This is a genomic window from Kribbella sp. NPDC104218 (assembly GCF_055584105.1).
The window spans coordinates 1,524,530-1,547,248 of record NZ_JBVJMQ010000001.1 but is presented as its reverse complement, the minus strand read 5'-3'; the positions used below and the strand labels follow the sequence as shown (position 1 = coordinate 1,547,248).

20 protein-coding genes are annotated in these 22,719 nt (G+C 70.4%); 9 read left to right on the top strand and 11 right to left on the bottom strand.

Features of this window, described 5'->3' with window-relative positions; genetic code table 11:
* Window positions 1-41: 41 nt before the first annotated feature.
* On the top strand, window positions 42-3,266 hold the full coding sequence (locus ACZ6ZD_RS07330) for an AfsR/SARP family transcriptional regulator (protein ID WP_465669300.1): 3,225 nt from the start codon (window positions 42-44) through the stop codon (window positions 3,264-3,266).
* Here ACZ6ZD_RS07330 and ACZ6ZD_RS07325 read toward each other — a convergent pair.
* The 5 genes from ACZ6ZD_RS07325 to paaI all read right to left on the bottom strand — a co-directional run bounded on the left by ACZ6ZD_RS07325 (window position 3,256) and on the right by paaI (window position 7,542).
* Window positions 3,256-3,882, bottom strand: a complete 627-nt coding sequence (locus ACZ6ZD_RS07325) for a TetR/AcrR family transcriptional regulator (protein ID WP_465669298.1) — start codon at window positions 3,880-3,882, stop codon at window positions 3,256-3,258. The two genes, ACZ6ZD_RS07330 and ACZ6ZD_RS07325, sit on opposite strands and share 11 nt — an antisense overlap.
* 50 nt (window positions 3,883-3,932) lie before the next feature.
* Entirely contained in the window at window positions 3,933-4,460 is a 528-nt protein-coding gene (locus ACZ6ZD_RS07320) for a DinB family protein (RefSeq protein WP_465669296.1), read from the bottom strand.
* 145 nt (window positions 4,461-4,605) lie between these two features.
* Window positions 4,606-5,907, bottom strand: coding sequence for a phenylacetate--CoA ligase PaaK (gene paaK, locus ACZ6ZD_RS07315; protein ID WP_465669294.1), 1,302 nt, complete (start codon window positions 5,905-5,907; stop codon window positions 4,606-4,608).
* A gap of 13 nt (window positions 5,908-5,920) precedes the next feature.
* Window positions 5,921-7,120, bottom strand: coding sequence for a 3-oxoadipyl-CoA thiolase (pcaF, locus tag ACZ6ZD_RS07310; RefSeq protein WP_465669292.1), 1,200 nt, complete (start codon window positions 7,118-7,120; stop codon window positions 5,921-5,923).
* The gene (gene paaI, locus ACZ6ZD_RS07305; protein WP_465669290.1) at window positions 7,117-7,542 is read right to left on the bottom strand and encodes a hydroxyphenylacetyl-CoA thioesterase PaaI; all 426 of its coding nucleotides are present in this window, start codon (window positions 7,540-7,542) and stop codon (window positions 7,117-7,119) included. The genes pcaF and paaI overlap by 4 nt, the downstream gene beginning before the upstream one ends.
* Window positions 7,543-7,614: 72 nt before the next feature.
* On the opposite strand from paaI, the gene paaN reads away from it, so the two are divergent.
* Window positions 7,615-9,282, top strand: coding sequence for a phenylacetic acid degradation protein PaaN (gene paaN / locus ACZ6ZD_RS07300; protein ID WP_465669288.1), 1,668 nt, complete (start codon window positions 7,615-7,617; stop codon window positions 9,280-9,282).
* Window positions 9,283-9,300: 18 nt separating this feature from the next.
* Window positions 9,301-9,819 carry a flavin reductase family protein gene (locus tag ACZ6ZD_RS07295; protein ID WP_465669286.1) on the top strand — a complete coding sequence of 173 codons (519 nt, stop codon included), beginning with the start codon at window positions 9,301-9,303 and terminating at the stop codon, window positions 9,817-9,819.
* Here the strand turns inward: ACZ6ZD_RS07295 and ACZ6ZD_RS07290 are convergent.
* A complete protein-coding gene (locus ACZ6ZD_RS07290) occupies window positions 9,804-10,253 on the bottom strand; it encodes a MarR family winged helix-turn-helix transcriptional regulator (protein WP_465669284.1) in 450 nt (149 codons plus the stop codon). The genes ACZ6ZD_RS07295 and ACZ6ZD_RS07290 overlap by 16 nt on opposite strands.
* 129 nt (window positions 10,254-10,382) lie before the next feature.
* Between ACZ6ZD_RS07290 and ACZ6ZD_RS07285 the strand changes: the two genes are divergently transcribed.
* The 6 genes from ACZ6ZD_RS07285 to ACZ6ZD_RS07260 all read left to right on the top strand — a co-directional run bounded on the left by ACZ6ZD_RS07285 (window position 10,383) and on the right by ACZ6ZD_RS07260 (window position 18,337).
* Complete coding sequence (locus ACZ6ZD_RS07285; RefSeq protein ID WP_465669282.1) at window positions 10,383-11,414, top strand: zinc-dependent alcohol dehydrogenase family protein; 1,032 nt, start codon at window positions 10,383-10,385, stop codon at window positions 11,412-11,414.
* Between the two features lie 205 nt (window positions 11,415-11,619).
* On the top strand, window positions 11,620-12,894 hold the full coding sequence (locus ACZ6ZD_RS07280) for an ABC transporter substrate-binding protein (protein ID WP_465669280.1): 1,275 nt from the start codon (window positions 11,620-11,622) through the stop codon (window positions 12,892-12,894).
* A 40-nt stretch (window positions 12,895-12,934) separates the two neighbouring features.
* Complete coding sequence (locus ACZ6ZD_RS07275) at window positions 12,935-13,834, top strand: carbohydrate ABC transporter permease (RefSeq protein WP_465669279.1); 900 nt, start codon at window positions 12,935-12,937, stop codon at window positions 13,832-13,834.
* Complete coding sequence (locus ACZ6ZD_RS07270) at window positions 13,831-14,730, top strand: carbohydrate ABC transporter permease (RefSeq protein WP_465669278.1); 900 nt, start codon at window positions 13,831-13,833, stop codon at window positions 14,728-14,730. Before ACZ6ZD_RS07275 ends, ACZ6ZD_RS07270 begins: the two co-directional genes overlap by 4 nt.
* Before the next feature lie 146 nt (window positions 14,731-14,876).
* Window positions 14,877-16,499: a hypothetical protein gene (locus tag ACZ6ZD_RS07265; protein ID WP_465669277.1), complete on the top strand. Its 1,623-nt coding sequence runs from the start codon at window positions 14,877-14,879 to the stop codon at window positions 16,497-16,499.
* 56 nt (window positions 16,500-16,555) lie between these two features.
* Complete coding sequence (locus ACZ6ZD_RS07260; RefSeq protein ID WP_465669275.1) at window positions 16,556-18,337, top strand: NHL domain-containing thioredoxin family protein; 1,782 nt, start codon at window positions 16,556-16,558, stop codon at window positions 18,335-18,337.
* Here ACZ6ZD_RS07260 and ACZ6ZD_RS07255 read toward each other — a convergent pair.
* The 5 genes from ACZ6ZD_RS07255 to ACZ6ZD_RS07235 all read right to left on the bottom strand — a co-directional run bounded on the left by ACZ6ZD_RS07255 (window position 18,327) and on the right by ACZ6ZD_RS07235 (window position 22,643).
* Entirely contained in the window at window positions 18,327-18,575 is a 249-nt protein-coding gene (locus ACZ6ZD_RS07255) for a DUF6458 family protein (RefSeq protein WP_171674070.1), read from the bottom strand. The two genes, ACZ6ZD_RS07260 and ACZ6ZD_RS07255, sit on opposite strands and share 11 nt — an antisense overlap.
* A gap of 56 nt (window positions 18,576-18,631) precedes the next feature.
* A complete protein-coding gene (locus tag ACZ6ZD_RS07250) occupies window positions 18,632-19,399 on the bottom strand; it encodes a DUF4097 family beta strand repeat-containing protein (RefSeq protein WP_465669273.1) in 768 nt (255 codons plus the stop codon).
* Between the two features lie 171 nt (window positions 19,400-19,570).
* The gene (locus ACZ6ZD_RS07245; RefSeq protein WP_465669271.1) at window positions 19,571-20,836 is read right to left on the bottom strand and encodes a hypothetical protein; all 1,266 of its coding nucleotides are present in this window, start codon (window positions 20,834-20,836) and stop codon (window positions 19,571-19,573) included.
* Entirely contained in the window at window positions 20,833-21,474 is a 642-nt protein-coding gene (locus ACZ6ZD_RS07240; protein ID WP_465669269.1) for a hypothetical protein, read from the bottom strand. Before ACZ6ZD_RS07240 ends, ACZ6ZD_RS07245 begins: the two co-directional genes overlap by 4 nt.
* The gene (locus tag ACZ6ZD_RS07235) at window positions 21,471-22,643 is read right to left on the bottom strand and encodes a hypothetical protein (protein ID WP_465669267.1); all 1,173 of its coding nucleotides are present in this window, start codon (window positions 22,641-22,643) and stop codon (window positions 21,471-21,473) included. The genes ACZ6ZD_RS07240 and ACZ6ZD_RS07235 overlap by 4 nt, the downstream gene beginning before the upstream one ends.
* Window positions 22,644-22,719: the final 76 nt, after the last annotated feature.

Below are 22,719 nucleotides of genomic sequence, written 5' to 3'. Positions count from 1 at the left end.
GTGGTCGCCTCCATGTGTCAGGCTGGGGTGTGCGCATAGCGGTGCTCGGACCTCTCGCGATGTGGGCGGCCGACGGGTCTCCGCTCGACATCCGCGGCGCTCGCCTGCGCGGATTGCTGACGCGGCTGGCGCTGAGCGCCGGGCGGCCGGTCAGCGTCGAGACCCTGGTCGACGGGTTGTGGGGGAGCGAGGCGCCGAGCGCGAACGCGTTGCAGTCGCTGGTCTCGCGGCTGCGATCGAGCCTGCCCGCGACGGAGTCGAGTATCGCGGTGCAGTCCGGGCCGGCCGGTTACACGCTGACGATCGAGCCGGACTGCGTCGACGTCCTGCAGTTCGAGGAGCTGGTCCGCCGCGGGCGCGCGGTGCTCGCGAGTGACCCGGAGCAGGCACATGCACTGTTTGCGCGGGCCGAGCGGCTCTGGCGGGGTGAGGCGCTCGTCGACCTGCGCGACCTGCCGTTCGCGGCCGGCGAGGCGGACCGGTTGTCCGAGCTCCGCCTCGGCGCCGTCGAGGATCTCGCCGAGGCCGCGATCACCTGCGGCCGAGCCCGTGAGCTGACCACCGACCTCGAGCAGCTGGCCGGTGCGCATCCGCTGCGCGAACGGCTGCATGAGCTGCTGATCCGGGCCTTGTACGCCGATGGCCGCCAGGCCGAAGCCCTCGCGGCGTACGAACGGGTGCGGACGACGCTCGCCGACGAGCTCGGAGCGGATCCCGGGACGCGGCTGCGTGAGGTGCACCTCGCCGTCCTGCGGGGTGACGCGGTCGACCCAGTGACGGCGCCGCCGGCCGCGCCGCGCTCTGAGCCGCGGAGCAACCTGCGGGCGCCATTGACCAGCTTCGTCGGACGCCGGGACGACGTTGCTGAGCTGAGCCGACTGCTCGGCAACGGCACACGACTCGTCACGATGGTCGGGCCGGGCGGCGCCGGTAAGACGCGGCTCGCGACGGAGACCGGCCGGACACTCGTCGAGCAGAGTGGTGACGGCATTTGGTTGGTCGAGCTCGCGCCGCTCAGCGACGCTGCCGACGTCGCTCCCGCCGTCCTGTCGGCGCTCGGGGCGTCCGAGTTCGTGGACGCGACGCCGCCGTCCGTCCTGGTGCCGAAGCAGTTGCGAACCAGCCGGGCAGCGACCGAGCGACTGGTCGAGGTGATAGGCGATCGGCGGATCCTGCTGGTCCTCGACAACTGCGAGCACCTCGTGCAGGAGGTCGCCGGGCTGGTCGATTCGCTGCTGGCGGCCTGCCCGCGGCTGCGGGTGTTGGCGACGAGCCGCGAGCCGCTGAGTATCCCCGGCGAGCATCTGCACCCGGTCGGCTCGCTGGGGCTGCCGCCTGAGGACGCGGCGAACGACGAGTATCCGTCGGTGCAGCTGTTCGTCGACCGGGCGCGCGCCGTCCGCCCGGACTTCGCGCTGACCACCGCGAACCGGACAGCCGTCGCCGAGATCTGCCGACGCCTCGACGGGATGCCGTTGGCGATCGAGCTGGCCGCGGCGCGGCTGCGGGCGTTGACCCCGATGCAGATCGTGGATCGGCTGACCGATCGTTTTCGCCTGCTGACCAGCGGATCGCGGACGGCGTTGCCGCGGCACCAGACCCTGCGCGCAGTGGTCGAGTGGAGCTGGGAGCTGCTCGACGCCGACGAGCAGGCGGTCGCGCGGCGGCTGGCGCTGTTCTCCGGCGGCGCGACGCTGGAGGCCGCCGAACAGATCTGCCGCGACGACGAGCTGCCCGCGGACGCCGTCCTCGGCGTACTGGCGTCTCTTGTCGACAAATCGCTGGTCGAGGCGGTCGCCGGGGAGCGCTCGGTCCGCTATCGGATGCTGGAGACGGTCCGCGCGTACGGCGCCGAGCAGCTCGACGCGGCGGGGGAGCGGGAGCGATTCCGGCGGCAGCACACGGAGTACTTCAGCCGCTTGCTGCGCCAGGCGTCGCCGCGGTTGCGGACCGCGGCGCAGATCGAGTGGATCGCCCGGCTGAAGGCCGACCACGACAACCTCACCGACGCGCTGCGCGGCGCGGTCGACGCCGGCTCGGCGCGGACGTCGGTGCAGATGGTGTCGGTGCTCGCCGAGTTCTGGAACATGAGCGGCCGCCCGACCGAGGCGGTCGGCTGGATGCGCGCGGCGCTCGCCGTCCCCGGGCCGAGTGTGCCGGTCGAGCGGGCGACGACGTTGATGATGCTTGCCTTCGGCACCATGTCGCTCGAGGGCGACCAGACGACGACGGTCGCGAAAGCGATGCGCTGTCTGGCCGAGGTGCGGTGGCTGGGCCGCCGGCATCAGCAGGTGCTGAACTCGGCCGTGGGCCGCTTCACGAACGCGATGTGGGCGGCGCTGCGGCGGGACGCGGCGGCGTTCACGGAGCTCGAGCACGCGCGCGAGCTGCCGGATCCGTGGACCCGGCACATGGCCGCGCTGCTACTCGGGATGCTCCACGACAACGAGGGCCGCGCCGAGCAGATGGCCGCCGATCTGCAGGTCGCGATCGACGGGTTCCGCGGCGTCGGCGATCGATGGGGGCTGGCGCTGGCGCTGCAGGGGCTGGCGAGTTATCAGGCGGTCAGCGGTGATCACTCGGCCGCGCTGACCTCGCTCAAGGAGTCGATGAGTCTGTCCGCGGAGCTCGGCAGTACCGACGGCGTCGGGCGGGTCCTCGGCGCCGCGGCGATCAGCCGGGCCGAGCTGGGCGACCTGGACGGCGCGCGCGACGACCAGCGGCTCGCGTTGCGGATGGCCGAGGAGAACGGCTCGCGCGAAGGGGAGGCGATGGCGTTGTTCGGGCTGTCGCGGATCGAGGTCCGCGCGGGGGAGCTCGACGATGCGAAGCGACTGGTCGAGCGGGCCGAGGAGATGCTCGGGCCGAACGGTCAGGGGATCGCGCCGCAGGCTGCGGCGATGATGCATGCCCAGGTCGGGCGGATCGCCGTCCGGCAAGGGGATCTGGCGGCGGCGCTGGCCGCGAGCCGGCGGGCGGTGCAGGTCGCGCTGACCAGCTCGGACATGCCGGTCACGTCGATGATCGTCGAGACGATCGCCGAGATCGACCTGGCCGCGGGCGCGGCCGGGAAGGCCGCGCGGACCCTCGGTCTGGCGGCCGCGTTGCGCGGGATGCGGACGGTGCCGGACGCCGACGTCCGCGCCCTCACCGAGCAGCTCCGCGCGAGGTTGGGCGCGGCGGCGTTCGAGACGGCGTACGGCGCCGGCGCGGCCGTGAGCCGCGACGACGCCCTCGCCGAACTGGGGAAGTGGTTCAGCTCGTGATGAGCTGAACCGCCAGCTCCCGCAGGGATTTCTGCACCTTCTGCTCCGGTGGTCGCGGCTCGGTCAGCATCCAGTCGTGGACGACCGCGTTGACCGCGCCGAAGAAGCTCAGGCCGACGAACCGGAAGTCGCGGTCGGCGATCTCGCCGCGCGCGGCGGCGGTGTCGCCGAGGTCGCGGACGAACCCGATCAGCAGATCGCGGAAGGCGATCCGCTGCTCCTCGACGGCCGGGCTGGTGCCGACCACTTCGACGAACGAGATCCGCGCCCGGCGCAGGTCGGCCATGATCGAGCGCAGGTAGCTGTCGACGGCCGCCGTGACCCGCTCGCGGACCGGCCGATCGACGCTGTCCCGGATCGCGTCACCCGTGTTGCGCACGGTCAACTCGATCACCTCGGCGTGCACCGCGAGCAGCACGGCTTCCTTGTTCTGGAACTCGTGGTAGAAGTGCCGGGTCGACACTTTCGCCTGTGTGCACAGGCGTTCCACCGATGTCGCCGGGTACCCTTCGGTCCCGAACAGCTCCAGCGCGGCAGCCAGCAGCCGCTCGCGGCGCGCAGCCTTCCACTCCTCGACCGACCGCCCGGAATAACGGCGTACGGAGGGTTCCCTCATCACACCTCTTGTCGCTACCCCGTGTCAGATCCCGGACATCCTATCCACGATCACTCCAGCCGCGTGTACCCCGTCCGGCCGTCGATGAGTTCGCGGATGATGTCGAGGTGGCCGACGTGCCGCGCGGTCTCCTCGATCATGTGACAGAGCACGTACCGCAACGACGCGGCCTCGCCGCGAATCGCGTAGGTGCCGCGTTCGAGGGTGTCGAGCGACAGGTCGGCGATCGCCGCGTTCGAGCGCGCGCACTCGGCGTCGTACTCGTCGAGCAACTGCGCGATCGGTACGTCGTCCACGAACATCTCGGCGTCCGGATGCCCGTCTTCCGTCCACGGCGTCTGCCCGGTGTCGGGCACCCCGAGCACATTCAGCTGGAACCAGCTGTACTCGTTCCACCTGAGGTGGGCCACGATCCCGGCCGGCGTCATCAACGGCGACGTAGGCACCACTACCCGGTGCGCATCCGCCTCGGACAGCCCCGCACACTTCATCCGAACAAAAGAACGCTGGTGGTCAAGCCATCCAACCAACTGCACCCGCTCAGGCGCGGCCAGCGGCGGACGTGGTACTTCATTCATCAGTCAGCTCCAAGAACGAGAGCTGCCCTCAGCCGCGAGCACGGCGGACGGACAGCACAACAGGCCGATACAACACCGTGCTCACCTCCCTCCGCTCGACCCACACCGTCCCACACCCCAAACCTCCCCGCAATCAGTTTTCGGGTTACTTGGGGCGGGTGTCTTTGAGGCGTTTGGCTTTGCCCAGGGAGCGTTCGAGGGCGTGGGGTGGGAGGACTTCTACGGTGGCGGTGATGCCGATGCGGGATTTGATGCGGTCGGCCAGTTGGCGGGCGGCGGTGGGGTGGTTGGTGAGGTGGGGGGCGGCTTCTACCTGGACGGTGAGTTCGTCGAGGTTGTGGGGGCGGGTGAGGATGCAGAGGTAGTGCGGGGTGAGGCCGTCGACCAGGAGGATCTGCTCCTCGATCTGGGTGGGGAAGACGTTGACGCCGCGGATGATCATCATGTCGTCGGTGCGGCCGGTGATCTTCTGCATCCGGCGCAGGCCTGGTCTGGCGGTGCCGGGGAGGAGGCGGGTGAGGTCCCGGGTGCGGTAGCGGAGGACGGGGAAGGCCTGTTTGGTGAGGGTGGTGAAGACGAGCTCGCCCTCGGCGCCGTCGGGGAGGACCTCGCCGGTGACGGGGTCGATGATCTCGGGATAGAAGTGGTCCTCCCAGATGTGCAGACCGTCCTTGGTCTCGACGCACTCCTGTGCGACGCCCGGGCCCATCACCTCCGACAGCCCGTAGATGTCGACCGCGTGGATGCCGGTCCGCTGCTCGACCTCGGCCCGCATCTGCTCGGTCCACGGCTCGGCGCCGAAGATCCCGATCCGGAGCGCGGTGTCGCGCGGGTCGAGACCGCGGGCCTCCATCTCGTCGACGATCGAGAGGAAGTACGACGGCGTCACCATGATGATCCGGGCCCCGAAGTCCCGGATCAGGTCGACCTGCCGCTCGGTCATCCCACCCGAGACCGGTACGACGGTGCACCCGAGCCGCTCGGCGCCGTAATGCGCCCCGAGCCCGCCGGTGAACAGCCCGTACCCGTAGGAGACATGACAGACGTCCCCGGCCCGCCCACCGGCCGCGCGGATCGAGCGCGCCATCAGATCGGCCCAGGTGTCCAGGTCCTGCTGCGTGTACCCGACGACGGTCGGCTGCCCGGTCGTCCCCGACGAGGCATGCACCCGCGCCACCGACGTCCGCGGGACGGCGAACATCCCGAACGGATAGTTGCCCCGCAGATCCTGTTTCGTTGTGAACGGCAGCCGGCTCAGATCCGACAGCTCGCGCAGATCACCCGGCGCGAAGCCGACCCCATCCAGCGCCGCGCGGTAATGCGGCACATTCTCGTACGCCGCTCGCACGGTCGACTGCAGTAACGACAGCTGCCGCGCGCGCAGTTCGTCGACGGACAACCGCTCCCCGGCGTCCCGCAACTCTTCAGGGCAAGCGTCCCCAAACACGACGAAGAACCTCCTAAGGGCGAGCAAGCAGGGTCGCGATGCCCTGACCGACTCCGATGCACATGGTGGCCAGCGCGTGCCCGGCGTCGCGGTGGCGAAGCTCGAGGGCGGCGGTGAGAGCGAGGCGGGCGCCGGACATCCCGAGGGGGTGACCCAGGGCGATGGCGCCGCCGTTCGGATTGACGTGGTCGGCGTCGTCCGGGAGACCGAGCTCGCGGAGGACAGCCAGGGACTGCGCGGCGAACGCCTCGTTCAGCTCGATGACGCCGATGTCGCGCAGCTCGATCCCGGTGCGGTCGAGCAGTTTGCGGGTCGCCGGCGCCGGGCCGATCCCCATCACCCGCGGTGAGACGCCGGCCGTCGCCGTCCCGACGATCCGCGCCAGCGGGGTCAGGCCCAGCCGCTCGACCATCGCGCCGCTCATCACCAGCAGTGCGGCGGCGCCGTCGTTCACACCCGACGCGTTGCCCGCGGTGACCGTCCCCGGCGTCCGGAACGGCGTCTTGAGCCCGGCGAGCGCCTCCAGCGAGGTCTCCCGCGGATGCTCGTCGACCTCCACGACCGTGACCGCGCCGCGCTTACCCGGGATCGAGACCGGCGCGATCTCCTCCGCGAACCGTCCGTTCGCCTGCGCCTTGGCCGCCCGCTGCTGACTCCGCAACGCGAACAGATCCTGGTCTTCCCGGGAGATCTCGTAGTCGGCGGCAACGTTCTCCGCGGTCTCCGGCATCGAGTCGATCCCGTACTGCGCCTGCAGCAGCGGATTCACGAACCGCCAGCCGATCGTCGTGTCGAAGACCTCGGCCTGCCGCGAGAACGCGGTAGTTGCCTTGGGCATCACAAACGGCGCCCGCGACATCGACTCGACCCCGCCGGCGATCACGATCTCGTTGTCCCCGGCAATGATCGACCGAGCGGCGTACGCGACGGCGTCCAGGCCCGAGCCGCAGAGCCGGTTGATCGTCGTCCCCGGGACGTCGACCGGCAGCCCGGCCAGCAGCGCCGCCATCCGGGCCACGTCGCGGTTGTCCTCACCCGCCTGGTTGGCGCAGCCGAGGACGACGTCGTCGATCAGCCCTGGTTCGAAGGTGTGTCGCGCGAGTAGCGCCGAGATGGCGTGCGCGGCGAGGTCGTCGGGCCGGACCGCGGCGAGCGCGCCGCCGTACCGGCCGATCGGGGTCCGGACGCCGTCGACCAGGAACGCCTCGTTCATGCCTTCTCCTCAACGATGGTGCCGGACAACTGACGGCTGCGGCCGCGGAACTCGGCGATCACGTCGGCGCCGCGGGTGACGGTGACGTCGTAGATCGCGTTCCGGCCGAACGTCGTCCGCTCGGCGGCCGTGGCGACGAGCACGTCACCGCGCCGGGCGGGCGCCACGAAGACGATGTCACAGGCCTGCGCGACGGTGACCTGGTTACGGGAGTTGCAGGCGAAGGCGAACGCCGAGTCGGCCAGCGTGAAGACGAACCCGCCGTGCGCGATCCCGTGCCCGTTCACCATATCCGCGCGGATCGGCATCTCGAGCTGCGCCGTCCCGTCGCCGACCGCGACCAGCCGCATCCCGAGACCGGCGCTGGCGGGGTCCTCCGCCCACATCGCCGCGGCCACCCGGGTGGCCAGATCGTCGCCCATGTGCTGCCCCTTCAGGAAGAGTGCTTGTGACACCCTAGCCCCGATTACGCCATCGACTGTAACATCGCAGCCATGACCGATCTGCTGGCCGCTCATCGTGACCGTCTCGACGCCGCTCTGACCGCGATTCGCACCCGCGGCTACCACTCCGCCTTCCCGGAGTCCCCCAGCCCGCGCGTCTACGGCGAGAACGCGGCCGCCGACGGCAAGGCGGCCTTCGAGGCGCACCTCGGCCAGGAGTACGCCGCCGGGACGCCGGGCGCCCGCGGCACGGTCGTCACCGAGGAGTCGCCGTACGGCATCGAGCTGAACGTCGCCTACCCGCGCACGGTCGAGGACGGCCTCGACGAGCTGCTGGCCGGGGCCCGCGCGGGCCTGACCGGCTGGCGGGACGCCGGTATCGACGGGCGGACGGGCGTCGTTCTGGAGATCCTGGACCGGCTGCACAAGCGCATCTTCGAGCTGGCGAACGCCGTCCAGCACACCAGCGGTCAGGCGTTCGTGATGGCGTTCCAGGCCGGTGGCGCGCACGCGCTCGACCGCGCGCTCGAAGCGGTCGCCTACGCGCACGAGGAGATGAGCCGCTACCCGGCCGAGGCGCTCTGGGAGAAGCCGGCCAAGGGCGACCCGATCCGGATGCAGAAGACCTTCACCGTCACCGGCCGCGGCGTCGCGCTGGTGATCGGCTGCAACACCTTCCCGACCTGGAACTCCTGGCCCGGTCTGTTCGCCTCGCTGGTCACGGGGAACGCCGTCGTCGTGAAGCCGCACCCGCTGGCCGTGCTGCCGCTCGCGATCACCGTCGACGTCTGCCGGGAGGTGCTCGCCGAGGCCGGTTTCGACCCGAACCTGGTCACCCTGGCCGTCGAGCGCGCCGGTGACGGCCTGGCCAAGCCGCTCGCGACCCGGCCCGAGGTGAAGCTGATCGACTTCACCGGCGGCACCGAGTTCGGCGACTGGCTGGAGCAGAACGCGACCCAGGCGACCGTCTTCACCGAGAAGGCCGGCGTGAACGCGGTCATCATCGACTCCACCGACGCGTTCAAGGCGCTCTGCGGGAACCTCGCCTTCACCCTGGCCCTGTACTCCGGCCAGATGTGCACGACCACCCAGAACATCTTCGTCCCGGCCGGCGGCATCGAGACCGACGAGGGACACAAGACCTTTGACGAGGTCGGCGCGGGGATCGCCGGCGCGCTCGGCAAACTGCTCGGGGACGACGCCCGCGCGGTCGAGATCCTCGGCGGCATCGTCAACCAGGCCGTCGTGAACCGGCTCGACCTGGCCGCGCAGTACGGCGACGTCGTCCTGGAGTCGCGCGCGATCACGCACCCGGCATTCCCGGACGCCGTCGTCCGGACGCCGCTCCTGGTCGCGCTCGACGCGGCCGCGACCGACGTCTACGGCAGCGAGTGCTTCGGCCCGGTGTCGTTCCTGGTGCGGACCGCCGACACCGCCGAGGCGATCGAGACCTTCGGCCGCACGGTCACCGCGGGCGGCGCGATGACCGCGGGGATCTACTCGACCGACGCCAAGGTGCTCGACCAGGCCCGCGAGGCCGCGCTCGACGCCGGCGTCGCCCTGTCCGAGAACCTGACCGGCCCGGTCTTCGTGAACCAGTCGGCCGCGTTCAGCGACTTCCACGGCACCGGCGCGAACCCGGCCGCCAACGCCACCTACACCGACGGCGCGTACGTCGCGAGCCGCTTCCGGGTCATCCAGTCCCGTCGGCACGTCTGAGCGGGCTACTGTCGTGGCGTGACGATCCACGGCGACCACCCGTTCCTGCCGCCCGAGTCCGAGCGCAGCCCGGTCCGCCGGCTGCGCGGGCGGTTGCCGTCCCCGGTGGGCCTGTGGACGACGGCGTCCGCCGGGAAGCGCGCCGGACTCACCGTCTCGTCGATGCTGATCGCCGACGGTGAGCCCGGGTCCGTGATCGGCCTGATCGACCCGGACTCCGACCTCTGGGAACTGTTGCACCAGGCAAGAACCGCCGTCGTCGCCCTACTCGGCCAACCGCACCAGCAACTCGCCGACGCCTTCGGCTACGTAGCCCCCGCCCCCGGCGGCCCCTTCCGGATGATCGACTGGATCGACACCGACTGGGGCCCCGCCCCGGCCGGCGTCAGCACCTGGGCCGGCTGCACCCTCGTCAACCCCGACCCGCCCGAGGTCGGCTGGGCCCTCCAGGTCCAGCTCGAGATCGCCCACGTAGAACTCGCCCCGGACGACGTCCCGCCGATTGTGCATCGCCGCGGCCGCTACACCGTCCTCTGACTCCGGATCCGCTCCGCCTGGCGATCCTGCAGCTCCTCGCCCTGCGTCAGGAAGCGCTGGATCGTCTCCAGCTCCACGCGGGTGTAGCGCGACAGCAACGCCGTCCCCGCGGGCAGAACCGGCCCGTACACCTGCTCGATCCGCTCCTCGGCCAGCGGAGTCGTGGTGACGACGACACGGCGCCGATCAGCGCCGTCCTTGCTGCGGACGGCGTACCCCGCAGCCTCCAGCCGCTCGATCACGGTCGTCGTGGCCGCCGGGCTCAAGCCCGCCTCGGTCGCGAGCTGGCCCGCGGTCATCCCGCCGCTGATGGTCAGTAGGCCGATGCAGGCCAGATCGGTGCGGTTGATCCCGAGCGCGGCCGCAGCCGCCGCGTCCACCCGCTCGGTCGCGTTCTGGAACCGCACCACCGCGGTGGTGATCTCGGCGATCACGCCCAGGCAGCCGGGTGGGGCTGGAGCCGGTGACCGATCCGGCGCTCCGGGAGACGGTCTTGCGCGCGTTCCCGGACGAGTTCGCCGCAGCTGCTCCGGGGTGCGCGGTGTTTCTCGTACTGTGAAGTCATGCGAGCCACCACGATTCACGCGCCGTACGAAGTTCAGCTCAGCGAGGTTCCGGACCCGAAGCTCGACGGGCCGACGGATGCGCTCGTCCGGGTCGTCGCCTCGTGTATCTGCGGGTCGGACCTGTGGCCTTATCGGGGCGAGAGCAAGATCAAACCGGGGAGCCGGATCGGGCACGAGTTCGTCGGGATCGTCGAGGAGATCGGCGCCGACGTCCGGACCGTGAAACCGGGGGACTTCGTGATCGCGCCGTTCGTGGTCAGCGACGGCACCTGCGCGCACTGCCGGGCCGGCTACCAGACCGCCTGTCAGAACCTGGTCGGTTACGGGAGCTCGCGGGCGGACGGCGGGCAGGGCGAGTACGTCAAACTCCCGTACGCCGATGGCACGCTGGTCGCGACGCCGGAGCAGCCGGACGAGGCGATGATCCCGTCGCTGCTGACGCTCTCCGATGTGATGGGCACGGGGTGGCATGCGGCGCGGGCCGCGCGGGTCAAGGCCGGTGACACGGTCGTCGTGGTCGGCGACGGAGCGGTCGGGTTGTCCGGCGTCCTGGCGGCGGCGCGGATGGGCGCCGAGCGGGTGGTGGCGATGTCGCGGCACGAGCCGCGGCAGCAGCTGGCGGTCGAGTTCGGCGCCACCGACGTCATCTCCGAGCGTGGCGAGGCCGCGCGGGACGCCGTCCTGGAGTTGACCGGCGGAGTCGGGGCGGACGCCGTCCTCGAGTGCGTCGGTACGGGCCAGTCGATGGAGACGGCGTTCGACGTCGCGCGGGCCGGGGCCACGGTCGGGTTCGTCGGCGTACCGCACGGGGTCGAGGTGCCGATCCGGAAGATGTTCCAGCGCAACGTCGGGCTGGCCGGTGGGATGGCGCCGGTCCGGGCCTATCTGCCGGAGCTGATGGCCGACGTCCTGGCCGGTGCGATCAACCCGGGCAAGGTGTTCGATCTGGAGCTTCCGCTGGCCGAGGTCGCGGCCGGCTACGCGGCCATGCACGAGCGCCGGGCGATCAAGGTTCTGCTCCGTCCGTAACTCTCAGTCAACAATCAGTAACAAACAAAACCGCGCGTAACCGCTCAGATGTTCTCGCTCTCACAGCTGCCGCGCGGCGCGGTGACGGTTGCGCAACGCGCTTGCGCACAGCGTTGACAGTGCCTCGCCCGGTGCCCAGAGTGGGGCGGTGTCAAGGGGGCATCGTTGTCACGGCGGCGCCACACGACCGATCGGAGAGTGGAAAATGCGTGGTGGTCTGAGCAAGACCTTCGCGGTGCTGGGCGCAGCGGGTCTTCTCGCGGTCAGCGCCTGCGGTAACAGCGACAGCGGCGGCAGCGGAGACACTGCCACCAAGGACGTCACCGTCTTCACCTGGTGGGCCGACGGCGGCGAGAAGGCCGGTCTGGACGGTCTCGTCTCGGTGTTCAAGACCGACTGCAAGGACTACAACTTCGTCAACTCGGCGGTCGCCGGCGGCGCGGGGTCGAATGCCAAGCAGGTGCTGGCCAACGACCTGCAGGCCGGTAAGCCGCCGTCCACCTTCCAGGCGCACGCGGGCGCCGAGCTGAAGGACTACATCAACGCCGGTCAGGTCGACGACGTGAGCGGTCTGTACAAGGACTTCGGGCTGGACAAGGCTTTCCCGCAGAACCTGATCGACCAGCTGACGGTCGACGGCAAGATCTACTCGATCCCGGCCAACGTGCACCGCGCGAACGTGGTCTGGGCGAGCCCCGCCGTCCTCGGCAAGGCGAAGATCGACGCGACCAAGGCGCCGGCCAACGTCGACGCGTGGATCGCCGATCTGCAGAAGCTGCAGGCCGCCGGCGTCAAGGCGCCGCTGGCGATCTCCAAGGGGTTCGCCCAGGAGATGCTGGTCGAGGCCGTGCTGCTCGGCGAGCTGGGCACCGACACCTTCAACGGTCTGTGGGACGGTAAGACCGACTGGGCCGGCGCCAACGTGACGGCCGCGCTGAACAAGTACAAGACGCTGCTCAGCTTCACGAACGCCGACCGCGAGACGGTCGACTGGCCGGACGCGCTGGGCTACGTCAACAAGGGTCAGGCCGGCTACACGCTGATGGGCGACTGGGTCGCCGCGCAGCAGCTCGCCGACAAGGTGCCGGACTCGGCGTACACCTACTGGCCGTCGCCGGGTACCGCGGGCACGTTCCAGTTCCTGGCCGACTCGTTCACGCTGCCGACCAACGGGCAGAACCCCGAGGGTACGAAGTGCTGGCTGAAGACCGTCGGCTCGGCCGAGGGCCAGAAGGCGTTCAACACCAAGAAGGGCTCGATCCCGGCGCGTTCGGACGCCAGCCCGGCCGACTACCCGAAGTACCAGCAGGTCGCGATGGCCGACTGGAAGAGCAACAAGATCGCGGGCTCCTGCGCCCACGGCTCGAGCTGCTCGGCGGGTCAGAACAACGACATCCTGTCCGCGCTGAGCCAGTTCAGCGGCGCCCAGGACGTCGCGAAGCTGCAGACCGCCCTCGGCGCCGCGATGAAGACGAGCTGATGCGCGGGTTGCGGACCGCTGCCGAGACGGAGACCTGAGCGTGCACGGGCGAATCCGGACCTGGGGCCCTGGCGCCCTGGTGCTGTTGCCGACCGTGCTGCTGCTCGGGTACTTCGTCTACGGGCTGATCGCGTGGTCCTTCAACACCTCGCTGACCGATCGGCACACGGCCCGCAAGGGCCCGGCCGATTACGTCGGGTTCGAGAACTACGTGAATCTGTTCGGTGAGGAGCGGTTCCTCAACTCGCTGAAGAACCTCGGCGTGCTCACGGTGGCGTTCATCGTGGGCACGCTGATCTTCGGCGTGCTCTGGGCGCTGCTGCTGGAGAAGGGCGTCCCGGGCGAGAGCATCTTCCGGTCGGTCTTCCTGTTCCCGATGGCGATCTCGATGATCGCGTCCGGGGTGGTGTGGGCCTGGCTGCTGAACCCGTCGCAGGGTGAGGACGCGCGCGGCCTGAACCGCCTCTTCGAGAACCTGCACCTGGGGTTCCTGGAGAACCCGTGGTGGACGGCGGGCAACCGCTGGACGACGATGGCGTCGATCGCGCTACCGGCCGTCTGGCAGCTGTCCGGCTACATCATGGCGCTGTTCCTGGCCGGCTTCCGGGGGATCCCCGGTGAGCTGCGCGAGGCGGCCCGGGTGGACGGCGCCTCGGAGTTCAAGCTCTACCGGCACGTGCTGTTCCCGCAGCTGTCGCCGATCGCGCTCTCGGCGCTGATCATCCTCGGGCACATGTCGCTGAAACTGTTCGACCTGATCTACGCGATCACCGGGCCGAACCAGTTCCGCACCGAGGTGCCCGCGGTCTACATGTGGAACACGTTGTTGCGCAGTGACCAGGCGAAGGCCGCCGCGATTGCGATCGTGATGCTGGCCGTGGTCGCCGTCCTGGTGATTCCGTACGTCGCGTACACCGTCCGGCAGGAGGCCGAAGAGTGAGCGCCGCTGATGCCACCGGGTCGGCCGCGGCCGCGATCCGCCGTACGCCGAAGAGCCGCGGCCTGATCGGGGACGGATCGACCCGGACGAGCCGGACCGTCCGCTACGTCTTCCTGCTGTTGTTCCTGCTGTTCGTGCTGACGCCGGTGTACGTCGTCGTCATCACCAGCTTCAAGACCTCCGCCGACACCACCGCCGCCGCGCAGTGGTCGTTACCGGAGACCTGGACGCTGGAGCCGTGGCGCAAGGCGTGGGAAGTGCTGCAGCCGTACATGATCCGGTCGCTGTCGCTGGCAGTCCCGGCCGCGATCATCTCGTCGCTGATCGGTTCGGCCAACGGGTTCGTGCTGGCCCGCTGGCGGTTCCCGGGCGCGAACCTGGTCTTCGCGTTCATCCTGTTCGGGATGTTCATCCCCTACCAGGCGGTGATGCTGCCGCTGCGGACGACGTTCACCGAGCTGGACGTCACCCGGGGCGTGCCGACGCTGCTGATCGCGCACGTCATCTACGGCATCCCGATCTGCACGCTGATCTTCCGCAACTACTACGCGACCGTCGTCCCGACCGAGATCATCGAGTCGGCCCGGGTGGACGGCGCCGGGCTGGTCCAGACCTACGCGCGGATCATCCTGCCGATCTCGATCTCCGGGTTCGTGGTGACGCTGATCTGGCAGTTCACCTCGGTCTGGAACGACTTCCTGTTCGCGTTGTTCCTCACCCAGCAGAACAACGGCCCGGTCACGCTCGGGCTGGCGGCGCTGTCGGGCGGGCAGAAGGTCGACTACGCGGCCAGCATGGCCGGGGCGCTGATCACGTCGTTCCCGACGCTGCTGGTCTACATCGTGCTCGGCCGCTGGTTCATCGGCGGTCTGATGGCCGGAGCCCTGAAGGGCTGAATTGATTCGTGGTGACGGCCCGTAGACATTCCGAGCGGGAATGTGTACGGGCCGTCGTCAGCTGCTCACGCCGTGTCCGTAAAGTTGTCCACAGGACGCGCGCAGGGGCCTGCGGCGGGCTGGGACTGGGCGGTAATCTCACGGACGTGACCAAGTCACCCCGAGGGCGAGACGGACGACGCAGCCACCTGCGGCTCGTCGATTCGAGCCCGGACCAGACCCACGGCCCGGCCGCTGGTGTCGATGTCGACACCACGCCGAGTGTCGCCGTGCTCGAAACCCTGCTGGAGACGCTGACGCTCGACCTGGCTGCCGCGCCGCGCAGCCTGCACCCGGCGATCGCGGAGGCCTCGGTCGCCCGCTCCGCCGCGATGCTCGCCGACCAGCTCTGGCCGGCCGGTCGCCCCGACGAGATCGGCGAGGTCGAGCGCTTCTTCTGGGCGGACGCCGCGCGGGTGCTCGGCGAACGCCGGGACCCGGAGTCCTTCCTGCTGCTCACCTCGCTCGCGCGGACGGTCGGCCCGGCCGGCCGGCTGCCGTTGCAGCGCGCCCACCTGTCCCGCCTGCGGACGGAGGCCGAGGTCCCCGACTGGGTGACCCGGATCGCCGGTTTCCGGCTGACCAGCGCGATCGTCTCCGAGGACATCACCGGCGACGGGTTGAGCGTCGTCCTGGACTACGACGACGAGCAGCATCCGCACACCGTGGTCGTGTTCATCGACAACAACATCGGTGCGATCGTGAAGGACGTGTTCGTCGGCCCGCCGGTCGACCGCGTCCTGGATGCGTACCAGCGCGGCGGCCGGGTGACGATCCGCACGGTGCGCCCGGCGACCGCCGCCGGCATCATCCTGCAGGCGCTCGGCGAGACCAACGATTACGACGACCCGCCCGTCAGCGAGGACTTCGAGTTCTTCTCGGCCCTGCTGGTGAATCGGCTCACCCAGTTGCCCGAGCGCCCGGTCCGCCCGCCGATCCGGCCGCTGCTCTCGCCGCGGCAACGCGATCAACTGGTCGACGAGTTCCTCGGCTCCGAGTTCGCGACCGGCCTGTCCGAGGACGCCGCCGATATCGTCCGGCTCTGGGTCGACCACGCGGTCGACCACACCGTCGGCGGCCCGCTGCGGGTCAGCGCCGTCCTCGCCGAGCTCTTCCTGGCGCACTGGCTACCGCGCAAGATCCTTGCCGACAGCACCTACTTCGCCGCCGTCCCGCCCGTCGTCAAGGCCTGGCTGGCGTACGCCGGTGATCGCACCCAGCTCGCCCTCGACGTGATCGACGAGGCCGTCGACGCCGTCGACATCTGGGCGCCGGCCCTGGACGCCGCCGCGATCATCGAGCCGCCCGGCGAACGGGTCCTCCTCGACGACACCACCAACGACCTCGAAGACGCCTACCGAGCCCTCTCCGGCCTCGGCTCCCCACCGCGCCCCGACCTCCAGGGCCTCGACAAGTCCCAGGCCGCCACCCTGTCCGTCCTGGCCCCGCATGCCTGGCTGATGGCCGGCGAAACCCTCGGCACGGCCTACGCTCCGGATGCCTTCGACATCGCCGAGCGCCTCGTCCGCGACGCCCCCGACCTGCTCGCCAAGGCTCGCCTCTCCACCTGGCCCCGAGCCATCGTCTGGCTCCTCGCCCACCGCCACCGCCTGGTCGGCCCCGGCGAACCCCTCACCCCCTACGCGCTGGCCACCGACCTGGCCTCCTCCCCGGCCACCCTCCGCAAAACCGCCAAACTCCTCACCGACACCCTCATCCTCCCCCGCTAGTTCTCGCATCCCGGGCCGCGGGCCGGCCGGTTGGCGGCGAGGCGGACAATGGCGGTATGCATGTGCGCGCGCCGGAGCTCAAGGGTCGTGGATGGTTGCACACCGGGGGACGGGAGCTGAAGCTCGCGGACTTCCGGGGGCGGTTCCTGCTGCTGGATTTCTGGACGTTCTGCTGCATCAACTGCCTGCATGTGCTGGACGAGTTGCGGCCGTTGGAGGAGAAGTACGGCGATGCGCTGGTGATCGTGGGGGTGCATTCGCCGAAGTTCGCGCATGAGGGGGAGGAGGCGGCGGTTCGGGCCGCCGTGGAGCGGTACGAGGTAGGGCATCCGGTGCTGGACGACCCGGAGCTGGTGACGTGGCAGAACTACACGGCGCGGGCCTGGCCGACGTTGGTGCTGGTCGATCCGAACGGGTACATCGTGGCGCAGTACTCGGGGGAGGGGCACGCGCATGCGCTGGACGCGTTGCTGGCCGAGCTGATCGCGGAGCACGAGGCCGCGGGGACGCTGACGCGCGGGCAATCGCCGTACGTCGCCCCGGAGCCGGAGTGGTCGGAGCTGCGGTTCCCGGCGAAGGTCATTGCCCTGGGCAATGGGAACCTGCTGGTCGCCGACGCCGGGAATCACAGCCTGGCGGAGTTGGGGCCGGATGCGGAGACGTTGGTTCGCCGGATCGGGAGCGGGCAGCGGGGGTTCGCGGACGGCGCGACGCCAAGTTTCTCGGAGCCGAACGGGTTGACGCTGCTGCCGAGTGAGCTCGCGGCGCAGGTCGGGTACGACGTCGTCGTCGCCGATACGGTCAATCACGCGCTGCGCGGGGTGTCGCTGGAGTCGGGCGCGGTGACCACGCTGGTCGGCACCGGCAAGCAGTGGATGGACGGCGACAGCACCGACGTCCTCAGCTCGCCGTGGGACGTCGCCTGGTGGGGCGGCAAGGTCTGGATCGCGATGGCCGGCGTCCATCAGTTGTGGACGTACGACCCGATCAGCAAGGTGACCGAGGTCGCGGCCGGGACGACGAACGAGGGACTGAAGGACGGCGACCCGCGGGCGGCATGGTTCGCGCAGACCAGCGGGCTCGCGGCGGACGGCGATCGGTTGTGGCTCGCCGACTCCGAGATCTCCGCGCTGCGCTGGGTCGACACCGACGTCCACACCGCTGTCGGTACAGGGCTTTTCGACTTCGGCCTGCGGGACGGGAAGGCGAGCGAGGCGCTGCTGCAGCATCCGCTCGGTGTGACCGTGCTGCCGGATGGATCGATCGCGATCGCGGATACCTACAACGGCGCCGTCCGCCGGTACGACCCGCGGACCGAGACCGTCGACACCATGGCCACCGACCTGGCCGAGCCGAGCGGTGCCGTTGTCGTGGGCAACGAACTGCTCGTGGTCGAGTCGGCCGCGCACCGGATCACCCGGATCCCGCTGGGCGCGTCGGCGACGGCGTCCGAGTTCAGCACGCGGACGCAGCGGCCGCCGATGGAGATCGCCGGCGGTGCGGTGACGCTGGAGGTGGTCTTCACGCCGCCGCCGGGGCAGAAACTCGACCACCGCTACGGCCCGTCGACGCGGCTGCTGGTGTCGTCGACGCCGGAGGGGCTCTTGAAGGAGGGCTCCGGCGATTCGACCGACCTGGTTCGGCGGTTGGTGATTGACGAGCGCGTGGGGGACGGCGTCCTGCACGTGGCGGTTCAGGCGGCGTCCTGTGACGACTCGGATGCGGTCGAGTTCCCGGCCTGCCACATGCACCGGCAGGACTGGGGCGTACCCGTCCGCGTCAGCGCGGACGGGCCGGCCCGTCTGGAGCTGGTGCTGTCGGGAGCGGCTACTCCCTGACGTCGCGGTGGTGTTCCTCCACCACCCGGTACTCCTCCTCGATCGCCGGGTCGATCGCGTCGGTCTCGACGCGGCGACGCCGGTTGGTGATGTAGAAGGAGAGGACGATCCCGGCCAGACCCGCCAACATCAGGATGTAGCCGACCACGGTCAGGTTGACCGCGTCCCAGCTGTCCCGGACGGCGAACGCGAAGATCGCGCCGACCACCATCAAGAAGATCCCAACACCGATACTCATCTCAGGGCCTCCCAGCCGATTGCTCTGACTGGGCTCTAGTACCCCTCGGCAAACGGTCAGTTGCGTTGCAGCTCGATGTCGCCGCTGACAGTTTCGGCGCTCAGCGAGCGGGAGCCGGAGGCGCCGCTGCCGAAGGTGTTCTCGATATCGCCGCTGCGGGTCTTGGTGTCGACGCGGTAGCCGTCGCCCGGGGCGGTGATCTCGATGTCGCCGCTGGTGCCCTTCGCGCGGACGTCGTTCGCCTCGGTCAGGTGCAGCTCCATGTCGCCCGACGTGGTCTCGACGGCGACCGCGCCGCCGCGCAGTCCGCTGCCCTCGATATCACCCGAGTTGGCCTTCACGGTGAGCCGGCCGTTCAGGTCGTGGACCGAGACGTCGCCGGAGGTGAGGTCGAGATCGACGTCCCCGCTCACGTTCGTCAGCTCGACGTCCCCGGAGCGCGCGTCGGCGTCCACCCCGGCCACGCCGACGAGTTTCAGATCGCCGCTGCCGCTCTTGCCGATCACCTTGGTGCCCTTGGGCACGGTCACCTCGAAGTCGGAGCTGCAGTTCCAGCCGCAGTCGCCGTCCAGCTTGAGCGTGCTGCCGTCGACGGAGTACGCGTCGTCCCGATTGAAGAACCAGAAGCGCCGCTTCTCCCGGACGACGGTCCGCTCGTCGTCCGACACCCGAATGCTGATGTCGGCCCGGTCCGCCGCCAGTTGCACGGTGTCGATCTTCGCGTCCACCCGGTGCTCGTCGTTCTTGTCCCGCCCGCCGAACTGCCACAACCCGAATCCGGCCGCGATCACCAGCACCGCCACCCCGAGCTTCTTGCTCTCCATCGTCCGCCTCCACCGTTAGCCTGCGACGACCGTACGGCGGCCGCACGGTCCCGAGGATCCGGCAGACCCCCGGGAACACCCCTGGCCGAACCCGGGGACGTACGGACGAACGGGTAGAGGTGGCTCCGGGCGAGCCGCCGATGGCGGGGCCGCGGTGGGCCGGGCGGACTACTACCCGTTCTTGTGTCCGCGGTGTTCGCCGCGGGCTACTGCGGCGGCGAGGTCGTCGCCGATGGCGCCGTAGAAGGTGCGGGCCCAGAGGTCGGTGTCGTGCCAGTAGGGGCCGTCTTCGCCGGGGAGGGAGGCGGGGGCTTTGCCGCGTTTGAGGGCTTGGCGGCAGGTGGAGCAGAGCGGCAGGGTGACGGTGGCGCCGTCGGACTTGACCTGAGTGGGGGTGGCCGCGGCGCGGCCGTGGAGGGGGTTGAAGGCGCAGAGGCCGGGGACGTCGGGGATCGGGCGATCGGCTGCGACAGCGACGGCGGCGTCGTACGAGCGGTGGGCCTGGTCGAGGAGGACTTTGGCGCCGACGACGTCGAGAAGGTCCTCGGAGGAGTCGAGGACCTTGGCGGCGGCGTGGTGGGCGTCCAGGGCGGACTGTTGGTGACGGAGAGCCAGGCCGCGGGCGTCGGGGAGGGCGGCCAGCTGCGAGCCGAGCGTGGTCAGCTCGCGGTTGACCTCGCGAGTGAGCTGCCGGCGCTGCTCGGCCGCGACGGTGGCGGCCACGTGCGGCGGGATGGCGAAGGGCTTCCCTCCCCGGGACCCGTGCCCCAACCGTGGGCCATGCCCCGATTTCGGGCCATGCCCCGACCGAATCCGCCCGATCACGAGGCCAAGGCCCACCAAGGCCGCCAGGCCGAGGACGACGTACACGACGACCTTGCCGGCCGAGGATTCGTCGTCGCGGTCGGGTTCGGTGCGGCTTGGGCGGGTCGGCTTGGTCGGCACCGGCAGCGACGGGTCGGCGAGTACCTGGTACATCCGGGCGAGCACCTGCGTGGGCCCGGCGTCGTAGTCGGTGTCGTCGAGCGCCCGCTGCCGGGCCGCGCGGAGCTTGTCGTCGCTGACCTGCGAAAGCTCATGAGCCTCGTACCAGGGAAAGCGCGAGCCGCCGTTCACGACGACGTACAGACCCGGCTTGCGGAGCGCGTCGATGATCAGCGTGAGCGCGTTGCGCTCCTTGCCCTGGAACGCGTCCCCGGCCGTCAGCGGCAACACGATCGAGTACACCGGGAAGCCGAGCGCCTCGGCCTTCGCGCGGACGTCGGCGCGCTGCTTCTCCGGCAGCGCCGAGCCGTACGCCGGATCGACGTACAACCGGTCCTTCTGCAGCGCGGTCGCGATCTCCTGCGCCCGCTCGGCCGGCGTCTGCGCGTACGCCGGGATGACGGACGTCGCCAGCAGCATCGTCACCGCGCCCAGCATCGACAGCAACCTCATGACTTGCCTCCCCGTCCGGTGAGCGCGGCGACCGCGACCACCACGCCGGCCAGCAGCGCGCCGCCCAGCAATCCCAGTACGCCGCCGCCGATACCGTTCCCGATCGCCTTGCCGACCGTGAATCGCTCCGGCTCGGACTCCGGCCGCGGCTCCCGCTTGTACGGCGTCGTCCGCGCGGGCTCGGCCTCGTACCGGTCGCCGACGCGGACGCCGTCCAGGTACTCGCGAAGCTGGGCGCTCAGCGGCTGATCCGAGTCGCGCGCCCAGGTCCGCCCGGCGGCGGAGGCGGCCAGCTCGTGCTCGGCGCCGTTCGTCGTGTTGCGGTCCATGACGATGTACAGGCCGGGCCGCCCGTTGGCGTGGGCGAGCCAGCCGGCCAGCAGCGCGGCGTCCCCCTTCTCCTGGAACCACTCGCCGGTCGGCGCGACCGCGACGAACACCGGCACCTTCGCGTCCCGGATCGCCGCCAGCATCGGCTCCTCGTCGGCGATCGCGGCGAACTCCGGATCGACGTACAGCGGTGTGGTCCGCCAGGCCTGGACGGCGGCGGTGATCCGCGGATCGGTCGGAGTCGCGGCGGCCGCGGGGAGCGCCGACACCACGACAGTTGCCAGTAGCAACATCAGGAACCGCTTCATCGGGCGTCGTCCAATCGTCCGGTGACGCGCTCCGACAGGTCGTCGGTGAGCGCGCCGAAGCCGGTCGCGACCATCGGGCTGTCCTTCGGATCGAGCGTCCAGTACAGCACCGACTTCACGCGTAGACCGCGCGGAGTTCGGCCGTTCGCCATCCGCGTCGCGCACAGCTTGCACGCGGGCACCTCCACGTCGTCCCAGTTGACGCGCGTGGTGCCGAAGTTGTGCGTCGGGTCGAAGAAGCACGGCGGTAGTACCTCGGCGCCGTTGGCGGCCCGCTGCGCCTGCCGGCTCAGCAAGAGGGCGCCGGCGACCTTGAGCAGATCGTCCGGACCGTCTTCGCGGAGTACGCGCGCCGCGGCGAGGCGGCGGTTGGCGTCGTCGCGCCGGTCGAGCTGCTCGAGCGTGGGCCGGGCCTTGCCCTCCAGCCGGGCGACGGCCTGCGCCGCCTTCCGGATGCCCAGATCGGCCTGGCGGCGAATCTCCGTGACGTAGCTGTCCGGCCGGCTGCTGACGCGCGGCCGGCGCTTACGGCGGAAGACGAGGACGAGCGTCAGCACGAAGCCGATCGACGCGCCGATCCCGAGCCCGATCATCGCCGCCCGATCCGCCTGATCGGTCACCGACCGACCGCGCGCGGGCCGCTCCGGCTCCAGGTCCCCCGCGGCGACCGGGGGCAGCGGACGGCCGTCGTACGCCGTCTGCGCCTGCTGGATGGTCCGGACGACCTGCGGCGCGGGCCGGTCGTTCACGATGTCCAGGCGCTGTTTGTCGGCCGAGATCACGCTGACCAGCGACTTGCCCTTCAGCCCACCCGGTCGATAGAGCTCCTCGATCCCGTTCCAGTAGTCGTCACTGACGACCTGGACGACGTAGAGCCCGGGCTGCCCGGTCCGCGCCTGGAGCAGCGTCGGCAGGTCGTACTGCACCTTGCGCAGGTACGGCGTCTGCGGCACGAGCGCGACGTAGACGGGGAAATCGGCTGTCTTGGCCGTCGCGCGGATCCGGTCCAGCTCGGAATCGGGGATCGCGAGCCGCTCGTCGACGTACAGCCGGTCGGCTCGCCACGCGGCGACGATCCGGTCGGGGACCTCCGGCGCCGCGGCGTGCGCGGGGACGGCCGGGAGGAACGCCAGGACGGCGAACAGGGCGGTGGCGAGGCGGGCGGGCATCGCCGACACCCTACGTGGCGATGGTCCGGACATGTCCACACGGACGCAGCACCGGCCGATCCGGTTCCGGACGTGA

Excerpts from the sequence above, each read along its gene's own strand:
- ACZ6ZD_RS07320 (WP_465669296.1), bottom strand. The coding sequence starts at position 4,460 with ATGAATGAAGTACCACGTCCGCCGCTGGCCGCGCCTGAGCGGGTGCAG.
- ACZ6ZD_RS07245 (WP_465669271.1), bottom strand. The coding sequence starts at position 20,836 with ATGAGGTTGCTGTCGATGCTGGGCGCGGTGACGATGCTGCTGGCGACG.
- ACZ6ZD_RS07255 (WP_171674070.1), bottom strand. The coding sequence starts at position 18,575 with ATGAGTATCGGTGTTGGGATCTTCTTGATGGTGGTCGGCGCGATCTTC.
- ACZ6ZD_RS07280 (WP_465669280.1), top strand. The coding sequence starts at position 11,620 with ATGCGTGGTGGTCTGAGCAAGACCTTCGCGGTGCTGGGCGCAGCGGGT.
- ACZ6ZD_RS07250 (WP_465669273.1), bottom strand. The coding sequence starts at position 19,399 with ATGGAGAGCAAGAAGCTCGGGGTGGCGGTGCTGGTGATCGCGGCCGGA.
- ACZ6ZD_RS07325 (WP_465669298.1), bottom strand. The coding sequence starts at position 3,882 with ATGAGGGAACCCTCCGTACGCCGTTATTCCGGGCGGTCGGTCGAGGAG.
- paaI (WP_465669290.1), bottom strand. The coding sequence starts at position 7,542 with ATGGGCGACGATCTGGCCACCCGGGTGGCCGCGGCGATGTGGGCGGAG.
- ACZ6ZD_RS07240 (WP_465669269.1), bottom strand. The coding sequence starts at position 21,474 with ATGAAGCGGTTCCTGATGTTGCTACTGGCAACTGTCGTGGTGTCGGCG.
- ACZ6ZD_RS07260 (WP_465669275.1), top strand. The coding sequence starts at position 16,556 with ATGCATGTGCGCGCGCCGGAGCTCAAGGGTCGTGGATGGTTGCACACC.
- ACZ6ZD_RS07285 (WP_465669282.1), top strand. The coding sequence starts at position 10,383 with ATGCGAGCCACCACGATTCACGCGCCGTACGAAGTTCAGCTCAGCGAG.
- pcaF (WP_465669292.1), bottom strand. The coding sequence starts at position 7,120 with ATGAACGAGGCGTTCCTGGTCGACGGCGTCCGGACCCCGATCGGCCGG.
- paaN (WP_465669288.1), top strand. The coding sequence starts at position 7,615 with ATGACCGATCTGCTGGCCGCTCATCGTGACCGTCTCGACGCCGCTCTG.
- ACZ6ZD_RS07235 (WP_465669267.1), bottom strand. The coding sequence starts at position 22,643 with ATGCCCGCCCGCCTCGCCACCGCCCTGTTCGCCGTCCTGGCGTTCCTC.